At 36.1% G+C, this 16,088-nt stretch carries 11 protein-coding genes; 3 read left to right on the top strand and 8 right to left on the bottom strand.

Going from position 1 to position 16,088, the window contains the following annotated elements; all coding sequences use genetic code 11:
* Positions 1-14: 14 nt before the first annotated feature.
* The 7 genes from A6I66_RS05220 to tssD all read right to left on the bottom strand — a co-directional run bounded on the left by A6I66_RS05220 (position 15) and on the right by tssD (position 6,836).
* On the bottom strand, positions 15-1,163 hold the full coding sequence (locus tag A6I66_RS05220) for a hypothetical protein (RefSeq protein WP_067146318.1): 1,149 nt from the start codon (positions 1,161-1,163) through the stop codon (positions 15-17).
* On the bottom strand, positions 1,164-2,156 hold the full coding sequence (locus A6I66_RS05215) for a PKD domain-containing protein (RefSeq protein ID WP_067146316.1): 993 nt from the start codon (positions 2,154-2,156) through the stop codon (positions 1,164-1,166). It lies immediately after the preceding gene.
* A gap of 8 nt (positions 2,157-2,164) precedes the next feature.
* Entirely contained in the window at positions 2,165-3,994 is a 1,830-nt protein-coding gene (locus A6I66_RS05210; RefSeq protein ID WP_084399469.1) for a type VI secretion system baseplate subunit TssF, read from the bottom strand.
* A gap of 9 nt (positions 3,995-4,003) precedes the next feature.
* Positions 4,004-4,435, bottom strand: a complete 432-nt coding sequence (locus A6I66_RS05205) for a GPW/gp25 family protein (RefSeq protein WP_067146311.1) — start codon at positions 4,433-4,435, stop codon at positions 4,004-4,006.
* A gap of 50 nt (positions 4,436-4,485) precedes the next feature.
* Positions 4,486-5,838 carry a DUF5458 family protein gene (locus A6I66_RS05200; RefSeq protein WP_067146309.1) on the bottom strand — a complete coding sequence of 451 codons (1,353 nt, stop codon included), beginning with the start codon at positions 5,836-5,838 and terminating at the stop codon, positions 4,486-4,488.
* Between the two features lie 10 nt (positions 5,839-5,848).
* On the bottom strand, positions 5,849-6,301 hold the full coding sequence (locus A6I66_RS05195) for a hypothetical protein (protein ID WP_067146307.1): 453 nt from the start codon (positions 6,299-6,301) through the stop codon (positions 5,849-5,851).
* Positions 6,302-6,446: 145 nt separating this feature from the next.
* Positions 6,447-6,836 carry a type VI secretion system tube protein TssD gene (gene tssD, locus A6I66_RS05190; protein ID WP_067146305.1) on the bottom strand — a complete coding sequence of 130 codons (390 nt, stop codon included), beginning with the start codon at positions 6,834-6,836 and terminating at the stop codon, positions 6,447-6,449.
* A 279-nt stretch (positions 6,837-7,115) separates the two neighbouring features.
* Between tssD and A6I66_RS05185 the strand changes: the two genes are divergently transcribed.
* The 3 genes from A6I66_RS05185 to A6I66_RS05175 all read left to right on the top strand — a co-directional run bounded on the left by A6I66_RS05185 (position 7,116) and on the right by A6I66_RS05175 (position 14,219).
* Positions 7,116-9,590, top strand: a complete 2,475-nt coding sequence (locus A6I66_RS05185; protein WP_067146303.1) for an AAA family ATPase — start codon at positions 7,116-7,118, stop codon at positions 9,588-9,590.
* A gap of 63 nt (positions 9,591-9,653) precedes the next feature.
* On the top strand, positions 9,654-12,764 hold the full coding sequence (locus tag A6I66_RS05180; protein ID WP_084399467.1) for a carboxypeptidase regulatory-like domain-containing protein: 3,111 nt from the start codon (positions 9,654-9,656) through the stop codon (positions 12,762-12,764).
* A gap of 12 nt (positions 12,765-12,776) precedes the next feature.
* Positions 12,777-14,219 carry a DUF5689 domain-containing protein gene (locus tag A6I66_RS05175; RefSeq protein WP_067146298.1) on the top strand — a complete coding sequence of 481 codons (1,443 nt, stop codon included), beginning with the start codon at positions 12,777-12,779 and terminating at the stop codon, positions 14,217-14,219.
* A 150-nt stretch (positions 14,220-14,369) separates the two neighbouring features.
* On the opposite strand, the gene A6I66_RS05170 is transcribed toward A6I66_RS05175, so the two are convergent.
* Positions 14,370-15,914: a DUF5458 family protein gene (locus A6I66_RS05170; RefSeq protein ID WP_245683426.1), complete on the bottom strand. Its 1,545-nt coding sequence runs from the start codon at positions 15,912-15,914 to the stop codon at positions 14,370-14,372.
* Between the last annotated feature and the right edge of the window lie 174 nt (positions 15,915-16,088).

Genomic DNA, 16,088 nt, shown 5'->3' with positions numbered 1-16,088 from the left:
TTGAATGACGTTAATTACTCCATAAAAAAACGACGTCGTTTTTTCTCTGGTTCCTTTATAACAACATCTTCTTTTACGAAAATGCTGGAGTCTGATTTCTTTCCGATATATTCTAATTCATTTAATTTTTTAAATAAACTATGGGTAAGTAAAGTGAATTCAGATAGCTTATCGATAGCCTGAGCACTATCGTGATGACAATACTCCAAATTCACCATATTATCAATCACATTTTCGAAAGTCACCTGGCTCACATCACACCAATCTGAAATATAATTTAGTAAGTTTTCCTTTCCAGACCCAATACTCAAATCTATACCGCCTTTAATGATTCTTGCCAAACTCATTACCTTAGTAATCATGTCAATCGGGGGAGCGTTTTTATCCATATTTCTAAAACTAGACATCGTGTTTCTTAAATAATATAGTACCTCCTTGGCTATACTAAGGACGATTTTGGATAACTCGTTAGTTTGATTTTTTTGCTGAATTTTCAATATGATTTGAAGACCATACAATTCCATTTTATTCAGATACACATCAACATCTATATACGTTTGCCTTAACTCGGAATGACTTTGTATGGATGTGCATGGCGGGATATAATCATCGACCAAGGTTACGGAATCGCCGTCTTTTAAAACTTTAGCCACTACGATATTATTTAGTCCTGTGTCGTTAGTATTCAAATCCTTTTCTGAAACCAATGACAACTCATATCCTTGTGACACATATGGTCTTCGATATGGTTCTTCGCTTGGATTAACATCCCCGATAGCTACTCTTTGAAAAGGTTTAGCCGCTAACAGGATATATCCTATTTGGCTTGTGTCATTTTTAATAAATTCACGTATATTGATACGTTCTGAAATTTCCTGAGCATCTTGGATCGTATCATCTATTTCAATGTGAAAACCACCTAAAGTCACTGCAAAGCACTTATGGATAAGAACACTTAAAGTATCCATACCGTCAATAGATAGAGACAGTTTTACAGCATCTTCGTTAGTTCTCGTATGCGGTAGCAATCCATAATTATTTTGATGCACAAACTGGCGGTTCATCTGGATCATTTGCTGCATCATAGCATCTTCAAAACCAATAAAATGATCTTTATTAATTTTCATGCCATCCACCCAATTAATTCTATGTTTATAGGCCATCTAAAGGATTTTTCTATTGTATTCTAGGTTAATATTTTCAATACAGTTGGTTGATTCATTTCTAAAAAGCGTTAACCTCTTAATTTTTATCTTCTTACCTCTTATCTTTTGGCAGAAGACTAAAAACGTCATGTTTTTACCATCTACCACAATGTTTTTATTAATATTTCCGCAGAAATACGGTTCAAATTCTTTCTCTGTAATCTCTTCTTGAGACACTTTAATCAACGCTTTTGCAAAATCTTCTTCACTTATAAAAGGCACTTTTTCATCCTTTTTTTCAACCTCTTTAACCACAGGTTCATAAGGTATGTCCCATCCAATTTCTCGTTTCTTAGGTTTAATAGTTTTTATTGGAGCTTCGTCAAGCACTGTGTTTTCATACACTTGAATACGCTTTTTAGCCATATGTTTAATGTCTCCATTAACAATAAGGGTAATGGTTTTTAAACCAAAACTTTCGTAGCTATAGGATGCTGTTTGTGTGGTGGCATTGGCGTGAGCCGTTTCTCCAAACCGCCATTCCCAGCTATGTGCTTCTGGGGTGCTATCAGTTAAAACCAACGTTTGACCAACCGTGATACTGTCTGGAACCTTCAGATTGGGTATTTTATTCGGATCAATCAATACTTTTTTATCTTTAATAACAAGGGTAGTCTCCTTTATGCAACTACCATTAACTCGCAATCGCACGAGGTATTTACCAGGCTTGGTATATACATGCAGTACTTCTCTTTTATCGCTAACCGCTGTACTATCTCCAAAATACCATTGCCTGTTTTTACTGTGTTCTGTGAGGTCTGTAAATTTGATTAGCTCACCAATACGATAGCTTCTGGCATTGATATCCATAACCAACTGTTCACATGGAAAACTGTTATAAAACCGGTAACCCAAAGCTGATCCTGATATCAAGAAAACACCTATAAAAAAATAAACAACAGACTTATCTAGGTACTTTGCTGCCGTTTCGTGACCATTTGTACGCATCATACTTTTATTTAGGATTTATTAATTATTTGGAAGGGAAAAACATTAGTTGACTGTTTTTCTAAAATGGTTTTTAAACGATGATTTAGATAATCCCATTCGTAGGGTTTCAGATTCGAATTTTCACTTGCTGATAAGGTAATTTCAATACACGGCGTCATACCTTTATTTACAGACAAATCGGTACTTATTCCTTTTTCTATTTCAACCGATGCAATATGATTTGTATATAATTCATAGCAAACCGCCTTGATATCTTCTTCGGTAACAATTTTATTTTGAGTTAAAGCTGCTCGTCTGTAGGCCTGCAAGCGTTGTTCTGAATTCAATTGGTGTCGACCGCCAAAAACAGGAGTTATCAAATAACTGCTTTTCGTATTTAAATGTTTGCCTTTATAAACCTCTAAGGCCTTTCTAGCCTTGATATGATTCGCTTCTGCCCCATTTGTAGTCCAGTAAGTAACCTGAATAGTTTCATTGCTTTCATACGGATTTAAATAAATATAATGGGCATGAGTACCTTCTTTTATAACCTCCTCTAATTTTTTTTCAATGACAGCAACCGTTTGGTTTAAAACATTTAAATCGTTCTGTAAGAACTCATGATTATAAAACTGAAAAGCAGCGCTTTCATCTTTAATAAGCCCTATTAAATGACTTAGATATTCCTTAGCATTGCGAGAGTCGAGTTTACCAACATGGGCATTTTTTAAAATATAACCTCCTTTATCGGCTTCCGAAACCTGAGTTCCTTGATTTTTATATGTTTGACCTGAGGTATTTTCAATGGATTTAATATCAAAAAAAGGCGATTCAGAAATAACAGGGATGATATCAATGATGTTTTTCATTTGATAACTAAACTGATGCATTTTTCTATTCACTACAGGAAATGCATTAATCCCACAAAACAATTGCTCTAATGTTTTTGAATTCACAATGCTTGAAAATTCAACCTCAATCCACAAAGTATTAGGGAAATCAAAGTATTCAGCATCATGGCTGTTTAAACTTTTAAACGCTTCATAACTTGGATTTTCTTCTATTCTATTTGCTCCTTTTAGGGTAACAAAGTGCTTTTTATAATACTGATTAATCTCTTCACAAACTGCTGTAGCTCTATTGGCTTGTCCGTTAATGATAGCGTCCAAATCCATAGCATCTAAACCTTCAGAGTTAACATAACCTGATACTGCATTGATTTTTTGCTTACCTATTCTCCAAGTGGCATGTTTCAAATGATGATAAAACTGATCGGATTCATCTACACCTAAATATTCGAAATAAAAAGATACATTTTCTAAATCCAAGGCAGCATTACTACTTTCTATACCCAAGTACAGGGTTGTTCGATCTGTATCACTTCGGTGGTCTATGATGTGCGTGAGTTCTTTTGATTTATGTCCTGAAATCGTAAACAATTTATTGCCCGTAAACATATATTTCACGCAAGCATCCAATAACGTCGTCTCTTGTGTTGGCGTAAAAAACACATCATTTTGATGATGATTAGAATTAGAATCTGCCTGCTTATCCTTATAAAAAAACTGATCGTTTGGCGTTATAATGGTCTTTGGAAGCGTCGATTCGCAATAAGCAATCGCATGTGCTGGCTTTACCTCACAAGAAGACAAAGGTGCCATAAGCTGAATAAGTCGTTCTGTCGTGTTTATTTGTGTGTCATTAATAGCTACAGAAATCTTTTCCAACTCGGATGCACACGCCGAAAACAATAAAGAGACCAAAGGATCTATGGTTTCATTGATTTCGTTTACAGGAATATTCCATAAACGGGCCGCTTTTTTCATCATGCGATTTGTAATCGCTTCTTTAGCATTCATTCTCATAACTTAATACGATAAGGGCGCGATATAAAAATGAGCCTTGTAAGTAAAATTTTCATTGGTTTTATTGATGACGCCTATCACATGCACTAGCACCATTTTTTTCACGCGGCTCACTGTAGCTCTGCCATCCATTTCATCTTGTTCGATATTAACATTTATTTCGATTTGAGATAGCCTTTTTTCGTAGTGTTTTAATGATTTAGTTAAAGAATCTGCGATCACAGCACGGAGTTTATTATTAGACCCCATGTTGTTAAAATCAACGTCCCATAACGCACATCCAAAAGATGCATCTGACTGACATTCGCCAAAACGGGTTGTCATAATCAAATGCAAATAATTTACAATAGATTCCTCTAAACTCACCATTTTGGAGTTCGTATTGGTCATTAAATCCTTTGCCTGTATAGGAAGTTTATAATATGTAACAGCCATTAAAAAAAGGACGTAGGTTAAGCATCATTTAAAAGATATGAGGTCGTTGTTTATTGCTCGGCGTAATCGGTGTCCCATTCTGTGCCTTCATCACCTTTTTGTCCGTCCATAGAAATCAAGAAGTTCTTGGCTGGGAAATAAGGTTTTAAACGAATATCGACATGAATTTTATCCTTCTGATTTTGATCTTGCTCGAAACGTTTGATATCAAAATTCTCTATCAATTTATCTGGTCCGGTCACGCTATCTAAAAACTTAACGATTTGTTTTAAAATCTCGTTTCTCGTTTTGGTATTGAAATTTTCAAATGCCCGACGGTTTAAAAAATCCATTAAAACTTTCGAGATATAATCAAAAACACGTACCACAGAGTAGGTTTGCAGTCCTATATTATCACCATTAAACAAGGTTTTGGCTGAAAAAGCCATGACTTTACCGTATTCGTTCACCATAGGAACCAAGCCTAGGTTTTCTAAAACAGCGATTTCACTCTTTTTTAAATCGAAACTAACTGCTTCAACTTCACTTAAACCACCGTGTTTTTTACCCGCTGTAACTTGCGACATTAAGGTTTTATAGATGGTTCCTGCTAATGCTGTAGACGGCGGAATGAACAGATGGTCTTCCTCACCCAATTCAGCTACCTTGTTACGTCCCACAAGCCAATTGCAAGTCATAATCACATTTGACAAATAAGCATCGCCACTAGCTAAATTTGCGCTTTCAAAAAGCTCAATAACATCATCAGGCTCATCCAGATGCACAAAATCAGTTATTAAAGTGACTTTATTTTCATGGGCCATTTTAGCCCATTTGTCTACGACAGACTTACTTCCCAAATACCCTGGAAGCACTAATAACGCATAATTATCCCTTAAATCTAAACGGTCGAAGTTAGATACGATTTCCTCTCGGATATAATCAAAAAATCTTGGGTTATCAAGATCCGCTAGTTGCTCTAATTCGGCGTTTACAATACTTAAGTTTTTTATAGCCGCTTCATCGGTGTTTTTATAGAACAATGCCACCGAACGGTATGACGATTCCAATACACGGGTTTCATCAAGGGCCAACTTTAAATTTCTTTGCAACACATTTTTGGTACGTGCTGCATTTTCGGTAGTTTTTTCAATGATATCAATAATATCACCTTCAGAATTTAAAGTTTCCACCCATATATTCAACACTTTAAGCAGATCCTCTCGCTCTTGTTTTTTACTGTTCTCAGATAGAAAAATTTTCTTTCTAGCCTTACGTTCTGGATTCAAGTTTTGAACATTATCGATAGCCGACTCAATTAAATCAAATCCGCCAAACTGTGCCAAGGCATTCGAATTTTCTAATACTTGTTCTGCACAAGATTTTTCTAATACCTGATCTGCACTATTTTCTATTTGCGCCATAATTATCTATTTATTTAGCAGCATTTAACTCTTCAATAAGCAGTTCTAAAGTCGCAATCAGTCCTTTTTTAGAGGATTCATTTTGCAAAGCCTGTTTCAGAACTTTATTGGTTTTTAGCTGTTTTATTATTTTATTGTATTGCTCACTTTCAACCTCCAAACCTTTCAAAAAATGGCTGTTTTTCGTTAATCCTTGAGCTCCAAAGTCACCCAAATTATTGAACTGAACGGTTTCATTTACAGTACCACCATCTTTATCTTCGTAAGCCAAATTTAACTCTGGAGAAAAATGTTGGAAGACAGCCTCTACAGTTTTTAGCCCTTCAACGACTTCTGGTTTTATGGGTGTATTCGGACTCAATTTCCCTGCAATAAGGGTTCGATTTTGAGGAATTTCATTTAATGCTTCTCCTGCATCGGTTTGAACCACCTGCCCTCCTAATCCTACGCTATTTGATGCCATAACTTATATATTTAAAAATTTGATTTTCAACTTGATTACATGCTTATTTTTAATTAAAAGAACAAAAAGAGCATGCTTAAAAATTATAAGCACCCCTTTTTGTTTTGTCCTTCATCAGAGTGTTTAAAACATCTATTTAGAACAATTACACTGGCCATTCATTTTCATGAATGCCACCTCCGCTAGAAAGTACTTTGGCAGAAATTGTAAAGGTTTGAGTTAACGGGTTTGTTCCCGTAGCATCGAAATCTTCTCGGTAATAGGTTAAATAACCTTCTTCGAATTTAATTTCTTTAAGTTTCGCATCAGTGTCTCTTTTGGTAAATTCAATAGAGCCGTCTTTGCGTTCAAAACTGCTACATTGCCATTCGAATAACTCGGTTCCTCCAGTAGATTCGATAACAACTTTTACTTCACCTCCTCTTGTTACAGAAGAAGGTCTTCCAGTTGCATCTGTTTCTTGCTTAAGAGCGTAGCTACAACTTAATACGTTGTACTCGTTTCCACCTACTTTCAACTTTGTTTTAAAAGCCATAATAACTTGGTTTTTTTGGTAAATACTACCTGATTAAATATATGTAACGGCATAAAAGCCAACGACAAAGCTATAAAATCACATTACATTTGCAAGAATTTTATTTCAAAATTTGTAAATATTTTCCTAACTATCACGTTTTCAGAATGAAAGAAAAAATCTACAAATTTACAGATGAAATTATGATAATTCCTACAAAATTATATTACATTTGGCGCATTTTAGGCTTAGATTTTACCATCAATCCGCATATTTCATTTTCTAATCACAACATTTTATATGTCAGATTTAAATAAAATAACCCATATCGCCATACAAATTGCGAAAGACCATCAGCATGAAAGCTATGGTCCAGCACATCTTATCAAAGCTGTTTTAACTAAAGAATTTGGTCTGCTTAGAACCCTTTTTAATAAGGATGTTGATGTCTATTTTATTGATGAATGGGCTACGGTGCATTTAGAAAATTTTCCAAAAAGAAATCGAAGCAACTGGCTTCCTTCTGGAAATGAACAGGTTTCAAAAGTTTTAGAAGAAGCCGAACGCTTAAAGTCTATTGACGATAACAAGATTTCGGAATTACTTTCCATTTTTATCGCATGTCTTACACCAGATATCGGATTTAGTTACGACCAACTTAAAGCCTTACCAGTTACACATTTACAACTTATAAGTTTATTCGAGCAGACCTCTTCTCTACCTCATCAAAAACATACTAATTTAGAGACAGTACTTTCGAATCCCACCATTAAAAAGTATACCACCGACCTAGTTTTAGAGGCTTCCAAAGGGACCTTTGATGATTTTACTGGTCGTGATCGTGAAATAAAACAGATTGCTGAAATTTTAAATAGAAAATCAAAGCCACACGTCACCATTATAGGCGAGTCTGGTGTTGGGAAAACCACATTAATACAAGGTTTTGCGGCTTCCATAAGTGATAAATCTACAATAACTAGCCTACAAAACGCTACCGTTTTAGAAATTAACACGGCTAAATTATTAACCACGTCCTCATACAAGGGAGAGGTTGAAGATCGCTTATTTGATGTATTTAAGGCAGCAAAAAGTTATGAGAAGCCTATCATTTTTATTGATGATTTTCATATGCTTTTGGAGGATAAAACCACGGGAAAAAGCCTTGGACATGTTATTAAATCGGAATTAAATTCTGGAGCAATGACACTGATCACTTCCACAACTCCAGAAAACTATCGAAAATTAATTGCTACTGATGAAGCTCTAGAACGCCGAATGGTCACACTTAATATTGAAGCTCCAGACGATGCTTCAGCATTTGATATGCTAAAAAAACATGCTGAAACTTATGGTAAGCATCATGAACTCACTATTTCTGAGAATGGTATAAAGACAGTCATTCAGTTAGCAAAACGGTATTTGAAGGAAAAAAGTCTTCCGGATACGGCCATCGATTTAATCGACCGTACCATGTCGGCCGTAAAAGTGAGCAACCAATCCCTTGGTAAAGATATCGAAGCGTTAAAATCAAATTTCATCAGCTTACAAAAGAACACTATAAACAAATCTAATCGAGAAGTTTTAGAAGCACTGGATGCGTTTTATCATACCATTTGCTATAAAGTTCATGACATGGTATTGACCCCATATCTTGATCAGAATTATAATAAACCTAAAACTGTCGCAGACAAGCAAACGTACATCAAGGCTTTACTAGTAAAGCTAGAGCAACATACTCAAAAGGATGTAAAAAGTATTACTGAAAAGGACATAGCCACCATGACTTCCATACTAACAGGGATTCCTATAGGTAAAGTGCAAACGCAAGAAAAAGCACGACTTATGAATATGGAGGCTATTTTAAAGCAACGGGTTATTGGGCAGGATAACGCTATAAAAACCATATCGGATGCCATTATAGAGTCACGGTCTGGCTTATCGAAGCCTGGGCAACCCATTGGGTCCTTTTTCTTTTCAGGTCCTACAGGTACTGGGAAAACCGAGCTCGCTAAAACATTAGCCGAATTTTTATTTCAAGATGAAAACGCCATCATTCGTTTTGATATGTCGGAATTTAAAGAAGAACACGCGGCAGCTTTACTCTACGGAGCACCTCCTGGTTATGTAGGTTATGAAGAAGGCGGCGTGTTAGTCAATAAAATTAGAGTAAAGCCCTATGCTATAGTGCTGTTTGATGAAATTGAAAAAGCACACCCATCGGTATTTGATGTTTTTTTACAGATTCTAGACGAAGGTAAACTTCATGATCGCTTAGGCAAAACAGGAGATTTTTCAAATGCCGTGATTTTATTCACCTCGAATATAGGATCTGATTATATTGTTAAATCCATGGAAAAAGGACAACTACCAAGCCCTACGCAACTCACTGAAATCATGAGTCCATATTTCCGACCTGAATTTCTAGGGCGTATTACCGAAATAGTTCCCTTTGCTCCCATTTCTGAGGAAATTGCTGTTTCCATATTCAAATTACACTTAAAAAAGGAACTGCTCAATTTGGCTGAGGACCAAGGTTTTTCACTACATATTTCCGATGACACTTGCAAATACTTAGCTCTAAATGGCTTTTCTTCTGTTTATGGCGTGCGACAACTAAAAGCAGTGATAAGAAATCGGTTAAAACGTCCCTTATCTAGGCTCATTATTTCGGAAACTTTTAAAGCCCCACAAGAAATTGATGTCGTTTTAAACCAAGGCAACATTGAATTCAACCCTAAAGTGCCTAGCGAAATATTAACTGAACCAACCCTTTAATACAAGCCTTTAATTAATAAAAAACTGACGCTGCTTACACAAAGCAGCGTGACAAACCTATTTATGAGAAGAATTAATATGGCCCTTTTATCCCTGTTGCTAAGCTATTTTGGCTGGTCTCAGGAAGCATCAATAAAGGGTAACATTATAGATCACAACACCAAAAAACCTATCAGCGAAGCCTTAGTCATCATAGTAAACGCCAAGGTAAACCAAAAAACTAATGCTCTCGGTGAATTTGAATTTAAAAGTGATATGCCACAGGGAACTATCACACTATCTATCGAAAAACCAGGCTATCGCTCCAGAAAATTCGATATAGAAATTAAAGAAGGCCAGCATGCGCATATTGAAAACATCAATCTTTATACGAAACAAAAAGCCGATAAATTAAAGCCTGTTACTGGCACCGCTATTACCGGTATAGTCACCCATAAAGAAACCCAACGCCCTATTCCAGGAGCCAGAGTCAGTATTGTTGATTCTTATGTAACCACTACAACCGATGATGAAGGTCGGTTTATTTTAAGCCACCATGTCCCAGAGGGTCCCGTAATGCTCAAAATAACCAAAGCCGATTTTACTACTAAAACCTATCCTATATTTGTGAGTCTTGGGAAAATAGCTCATGTTGACGGCATCACTTTAGGCGGTGAGCTTTTCCAGCTTCAAAATCAAATTATAAACACCTTTGCAGAAGACCAACTACACACGGACTATAATACCTTAACCAATAATTCAAGTTTCTATCAAGCATCAAATACAACTTTTTTAAGAACAGCAGCTTACCAGTTTGGATCCGCGTTCTTTAAAGCTCGTGCTCAAGACTACTCAGAAAGTAACGTCATGATAAACGGGGTGCCCTACAATTCGCCGTTGAGCGGTGCAGCCGATTGGAATGCCTTTGGAGGAATTAGCGAAACCCTTGAAAACAACAAACTAGACTACGGTTTATCATTTTCAAAATACCAGGTAAATGGTAATTTAGGAACCTTAAACACCAATACTAGGGCCTCTGCACAACGCGAGGGCGGACAAATAGCTTACCTATCTTCAAGCCAACGTTATCGTCATGGCATCCTAGCCACTTATGCGACAGGAATATCACCAAAAGGGTTTTCCTTAGCCATATCTGCAAGCAAACGAACGGCCTTTGATTCAGGTTATTTCGATGGTACAGATTATGACTCCAACGCCTTTTTAATTAGTGCTGAAACGCGTTTAAACAGTAATAACATCATCAATTTTAGTGGTTTCTTTAACAGTACGAAGCGCGGTGGTAGATCAGCAAACACTAATGAAGTCTTTGATCTAAAAAACCATAAATACAATAGTTATTGGGGAACGCTAAATGGAGACGATGTCAATGCTAGAACGCAAACGGTTTCAAATCCCTTTTTAATGTTGAACTATTATTTGAATTGGGGTGCTTATGTTAAAATTCAGACCAATATTGCTTACAATTTTGGTTCTAGCACCCGAAGTATGATAGATTTTCAAGGGGTTGAATTAGATAATTCTGGACAAATGACCGATCCTATTGGCCAAAATCCAGACCCCAGCTATTACACCAAACTTCCTAGTTATTTCCTGGCAGACGCCCAAAATCCAGATTATGAGCATGCCTATCTGGCACAAGAAGCTTTTAAAAACAACGGACAAATTGATTGGACTAATTTGTTTGACACCAATAAAAACAGTGGTTTAACCAGTGCCGCATATGCGCTTTATAACCATGTTGTCGATCATGGCAAATTGGACATCAATAACATTGCCGAAATAAAACTAAATAGCAAATTCGATTTAAATACAGCTATTGGTTATTCGCATTTTGAGTCCAGTCATTATGCTCAAATGGATGATTTGCTAGGTGCCCAAAATTACCTTGATGTGAATACACTGGATGGTGATGGTGATAGCGCGCAGTCAAACTTAATAACACCAAACAGAATGGTTTCTAATAATGACTTTTTCAGGTATCAATATGACCTAAACCGGAGTGCCATAAACGGATCTGTTCAATTGCGTTATACCAACGAACCGCTGCAAATGTTTTTAGGCATACAACTGAATCATTCGAACCAATACAGAGTTGGAAAATACCAAAATGGACGCTCACCAAATCTATCCTACGGAGCTGGGCGACATTATAGCTTTCTAGATTTTAGTTTTAAAGGGGGATTTGATTATCAAATACATCCGAAGCACCAATTAGGAATACGCGCTTTGTTTGGAAGACAAGCTCCTACCCTTAATAACATCTTTTTAAATCCGTTTGAAAGCGATAACCCAAGAGATTTTCAAAACGTAACCACAGCATCCGAACTGGATCAAGCGCCGGAATTGATCCCCATTGAAGCTGCCCATAACTTTTCAACAGAATTAAATTACAGCTATCAATCCACTTCTTTTGAAGCGACCATCACGGGATATTTCACTTCACAAACGAAGGGTATTTCTAATAAACGATTTGTAGGTGACAGCGTCGACGGTCAATCTTCCTCAACCATACAGGAAGTCATGAGTGATATCGATAAGAGATACATGGGACTCGAAATAGGGGCTTCCTATGAATTTTTTGATGGCTTAAAGCTTAAAACGGCAGTAGCCTTAGGTGATTTTGTTTACACCAACAACCCAGAATTACATTACGTCATTTCAGAAAGCGAGGTCATAAATCTGGGTGAAGTTGCGCTTCAAAACTACCACCTTTCCAACACGCCTTCACAAGTGTATTCCATCGGGTTTGAATATCGAGATAAACACCAGTATTGGTTTGAAGTCACTGGAAATTATTTTGCTAATCACTATATCGACATCAATCCCTATTACAGAACAGAGGATTTTTTCCGAGACACTAACGGTACCGTTTTCCCAAATTACCAACCAGAATATGCTAGCTATCTATTGCAGCAAAACCGTCTTAACAACTACCTCAACATCAATCTATTTGGTGGTAAATACTGGAAAATAAAAGCTGACATCATAGGTTTTAAAGCAGGTGTTAATAATGTTTTAGGACAAAACTATGATGTAGCTGGATTTGAAACACCGGGACAATTAAAATACGATGCGCTTCTCGAAGATGCTACGCGCGAAAAACCTTTATATGGCAACCGTTTCTGGAAAGGCTACGGTGCCACTTACTTTCTAAACCTTTACTATAGATTTTAAATACAGATAAACATGAAAAACAACCTAATTAAACCACTTTTTGTACTAAGTTTTTTAATCGCTCTGGTGTCTTGCGGCGATGACGACCTTATGGTACCTGAATTAAACCTTGATGACCAAGAAAATGAAGAGATTACTGAAAACACTGTAGATGAAAATATAGACATCAGACATTTTACTACAACCTCCCTTTCCGACATTGAAAAACTGTATGACGGTGAGATTTTAGAATTTTCAACGTCATCTTTAGAAGCTCATGAACTTCTTACTAGAGGATACGTGATTTCTAGCGATGCAAGTCAAAACATCACACAACAAATTTTTATTCAAGATCAAGCCGAAAACCCTACGATGGGCGTTGTAATCCATGTGGCTTCCGAGCATATTTACAACCAATTCCAAATTGGTGTTGGTCATGAAATTCAACTTAAACTTCAAGGTTTAGGACTTCAAAAAATCAACAACATTTATCACATAGGAAAATTTACCAACGGAGCCCTTTCAGCCATTTCTGAAGAAGAAATTGAAACCTACATTTTAAAAACCATCCAAACCCAAACCATCGTTCCTAAACCAGTAACCATAGCCGAAGTTTTACAAAGTTTAGATCCTGAAAGCACTAGCGAACCGTTTCCAGCCATTCTGGTAAGCCTTGAAAATGTCCAACTGATTGATGAAGAATTAGGGAGCGCCTACGGTAAAAATGCCCAAAACAGTGAAACACAACTTCAGGCCATAAAAACCTTAATAGACTGTAACGACAATCTGGAACTAAGCCTACAAAATAGTGGGAGTTCAAGCTTTAGCGACCACATATTTCCTGAACTTAACGGTAGTATTACTGGTATTCTTTACGGAAATAGATTAATTATTAGAGATACCAATGATATCGATTTTACCCAAGAACGCTGCCAAACAGCATCTCAAAGTACAGAAGAAGGCATTCTATTCTCCGAAAATTTTGAATCAATTAGCACTCAAGAAGAACTCATAGCTTTAGAAGGCTGGAAAAACATCAATACAGCTCAGGACATTCCTGTTTATTGGTTAGCAAACGCCTATAACGACAACGTATATGCTGAAATTAGAAAAGGTGGTGAAAATGAAGCCTATGAATCATGGTTAATTACAAAACCCATAGAAATTAATAACAGCAGACAATTAAAGCTATCTTTAGATATCAATATTACCAACAGAAATAGTGATAATTTAGACATCTTTATTGTTGATGATGTTACTGATACTGAAATTTTATACAGTCTTGAAAACAACATCAATATGGTACCGCAAACGGAAAACGCAGCGCATGAATTCAGTACCATTGAATCTGTCATTAACATCCCAGAAAATCTAACGACTTTTAGAATAGGCTTTCGCTATAAAAAAATACTTTATCCAACATTGACTGCAACTACAGCATATAAAATAGATAATATTTTAATCACGGAAGAATAGAATAACTAGGATAAAACAGAATCATTTAAAACCTTTTATTGATGAGCTTATAGCTTAGCAGTAAAAGGTTTTTCTTATTAAAAACATACCTCAACAGCTTATTTCATCAAAGTTGTAGGGACTATTTGGTTAATAATAGATTAAATCAAATCAGCCTTTCTGTTCGTAGTTCGCTTCCCATGAAGTAGCCTTACCCGAATCGCCAATTTTACCATTTAAATGAATTAAAAAGTTTATTGCTGGAAAATACGGTTCCATGTAAAGTTCCAAATGCACACGATCTTTATGTTCCATATCTTGTTCTAATCGTTTGATACTAAAACTTTCAATAAGTTTTTGGGCTCCTGTATTTTTATCTAAAAAGCTTACGATATCTCGCATAAACTCCCTTCGGGTGCGCACGCTAAAATTCTCGAAGGTTTTTCGGTTAAAATAATCTATAAGCACTTTACTCACATAGTCAAAAACGCGCACTACAGAATAGGTTTGTAAACCCAAATTATTACCGTTAAAAAGTGTTTTTGCCGAGTAGGCTATAATTTGACCATTTTCAAAATACATGGGAATCAAGCCCAAACCTTCTAAAATGGCTAAATCCTGCTTTTTAAGCTTAAAACAAACACCTCCTACCCCATTTAATGCGCCATATTTTCTTCCCGCACTTGCTTGAGACAAGCCATTACTATAAAGTTTCCCTGCTAAAGCCAACGATGGTGGTAAATACAAATCGTCTTCCTCAGCTATAAAATCATATTTTCCTCGTCCTACCAACCAATTACAAGTCATAACCACATTAGATAAATAGGTTTCATTACGCACATGATTGGTGGTTTCAAAATAGGCTACAACATCATCAGGGCCATCCAAATGTGCGTAATCTGTTATCATAAAAACTTTATGATCGAAAGCCATTTTCGCCCAACGGTCCAAAACCTTATTCCCTCCCAAATACCCAGGAATCACAAGTAGTGAATAGTGTGAACTTAAATCCAAGCGATCGAAGGCCGAATTAATTTCATCTCTAACAGCATCAATAAATTCAGGATTATCTAAATCTTTGAGTTGATTTAAATCGGCATTCATAAGACTCATTTTACCGATCTTTCGCTTTTGCGCATTTTCAAAAAACAAAGCCAACCCTTTGTATGTAGACTCTAAAGTTTTAGCCTTGTTAACAAATTGCATTAAGCTACGCTTATATATATTTTGGGCCTTATTCATTTTTCTAGTCATAGCAGCAACCATTTCCGAAAGGTCCTTAGTCCTTTCCTTTAAATCCTCACACAGTTCAACCGTTTTAAAAAAGGGGTCTTGATCACCTTCATCATGAGGTATTGCCTTAAAAGTTTCTTGAGATTGTAATGTTTTTAGCACATCAAAATAGCTGTTAATTTTATGGCTTATAGCTCTAAGATAAGGACTTCTAAAGGCCATACGTGATACATCAAAATCAGATATATTTCTAAAAACCATGGTTTCATTTACCTGCTCACCAGATAACCCCTCTAAAACCACAGATATTTGCGGTTTAAAATGACTAAAAACATCTTGAAGCGTTTTTAAATCCTCTATAATTTCAGGAAGCAAAGGCGTCTTTTCAGTAAACTGATGTATCAAAAATGTTCTGTTTGTTGGAAGTTCTTGAACACCTTCTTGATATTGATCACGTTCTCCAAATTGATACCCTGTAGCCATATATTATAAATTTTAAAACTTTAAATATATCGTTTTACAATCTAAAACATGAGATATTTTCCTACTTTTTACCATCCGAGTTTTGCGTATTAAATTTACGTTGTCCTCTGTTTTAAATTAATGTTAATTACTAAACACAGTGTTAATATTCAGGTCTTCGAGGTAACAGTATTG

This window comes from Pseudotamlana agarivorans, assembly GCF_001642835.1.
GTDB lineage: Bacteria > Bacteroidota > Bacteroidia > Flavobacteriales > Flavobacteriaceae > Pseudotamlana > Pseudotamlana agarivorans.
This window is presented reverse-complemented; position numbering and strand designations above follow the sequence as displayed.

Bases quoted from the DNA above. Each gene is read 5' to 3' on its own strand.
- A6I66_RS05170 (WP_245683426.1), bottom strand. From the start codon at position 15,914: ATGGCTACAGGGTATCAATTTGGAGAACGTGATCAATATCAAGAAGGT.
- A6I66_RS05220 (WP_067146318.1), bottom strand. From the start codon at position 1,163: ATGGCCTATAAACATAGAATTAATTGGGTGGATGGCATGAAAATTAAT.
- A6I66_RS05215 (WP_067146316.1), bottom strand. From the start codon at position 2,156: ATGATGCGTACAAATGGTCACGAAACGGCAGCAAAGTACCTAGATAAG.
- A6I66_RS05200 (WP_067146309.1), bottom strand. From the start codon at position 5,838: ATGGCGCAAATAGAAAATAGTGCAGATCAGGTATTAGAAAAATCTTGT.
- A6I66_RS05180 (WP_084399467.1), top strand. From the start codon at position 9,654: ATGAGAAGAATTAATATGGCCCTTTTATCCCTGTTGCTAAGCTATTTT.
- A6I66_RS05175 (WP_067146298.1), top strand. From the start codon at position 12,777: ATGAAAAACAACCTAATTAAACCACTTTTTGTACTAAGTTTTTTAATC.
- tssD (WP_067146305.1), bottom strand. From the start codon at position 6,836: ATGGCTTTTAAAACAAAGTTGAAAGTAGGTGGAAACGAGTACAACGTA.
- A6I66_RS05185 (WP_067146303.1), top strand. From the start codon at position 7,116: ATGTCAGATTTAAATAAAATAACCCATATCGCCATACAAATTGCGAAA.
- A6I66_RS05195 (WP_067146307.1), bottom strand. From the start codon at position 6,301: ATGGCATCAAATAGCGTAGGATTAGGAGGGCAGGTGGTTCAAACCGAT.
- A6I66_RS05210 (WP_084399469.1), bottom strand. From the start codon at position 3,994: ATGAATGCTAAAGAAGCGATTACAAATCGCATGATGAAAAAAGCGGCC.
- A6I66_RS05205 (WP_067146311.1), bottom strand. From the start codon at position 4,435: ATGGCTGTTACATATTATAAACTTCCTATACAGGCAAAGGATTTAATG.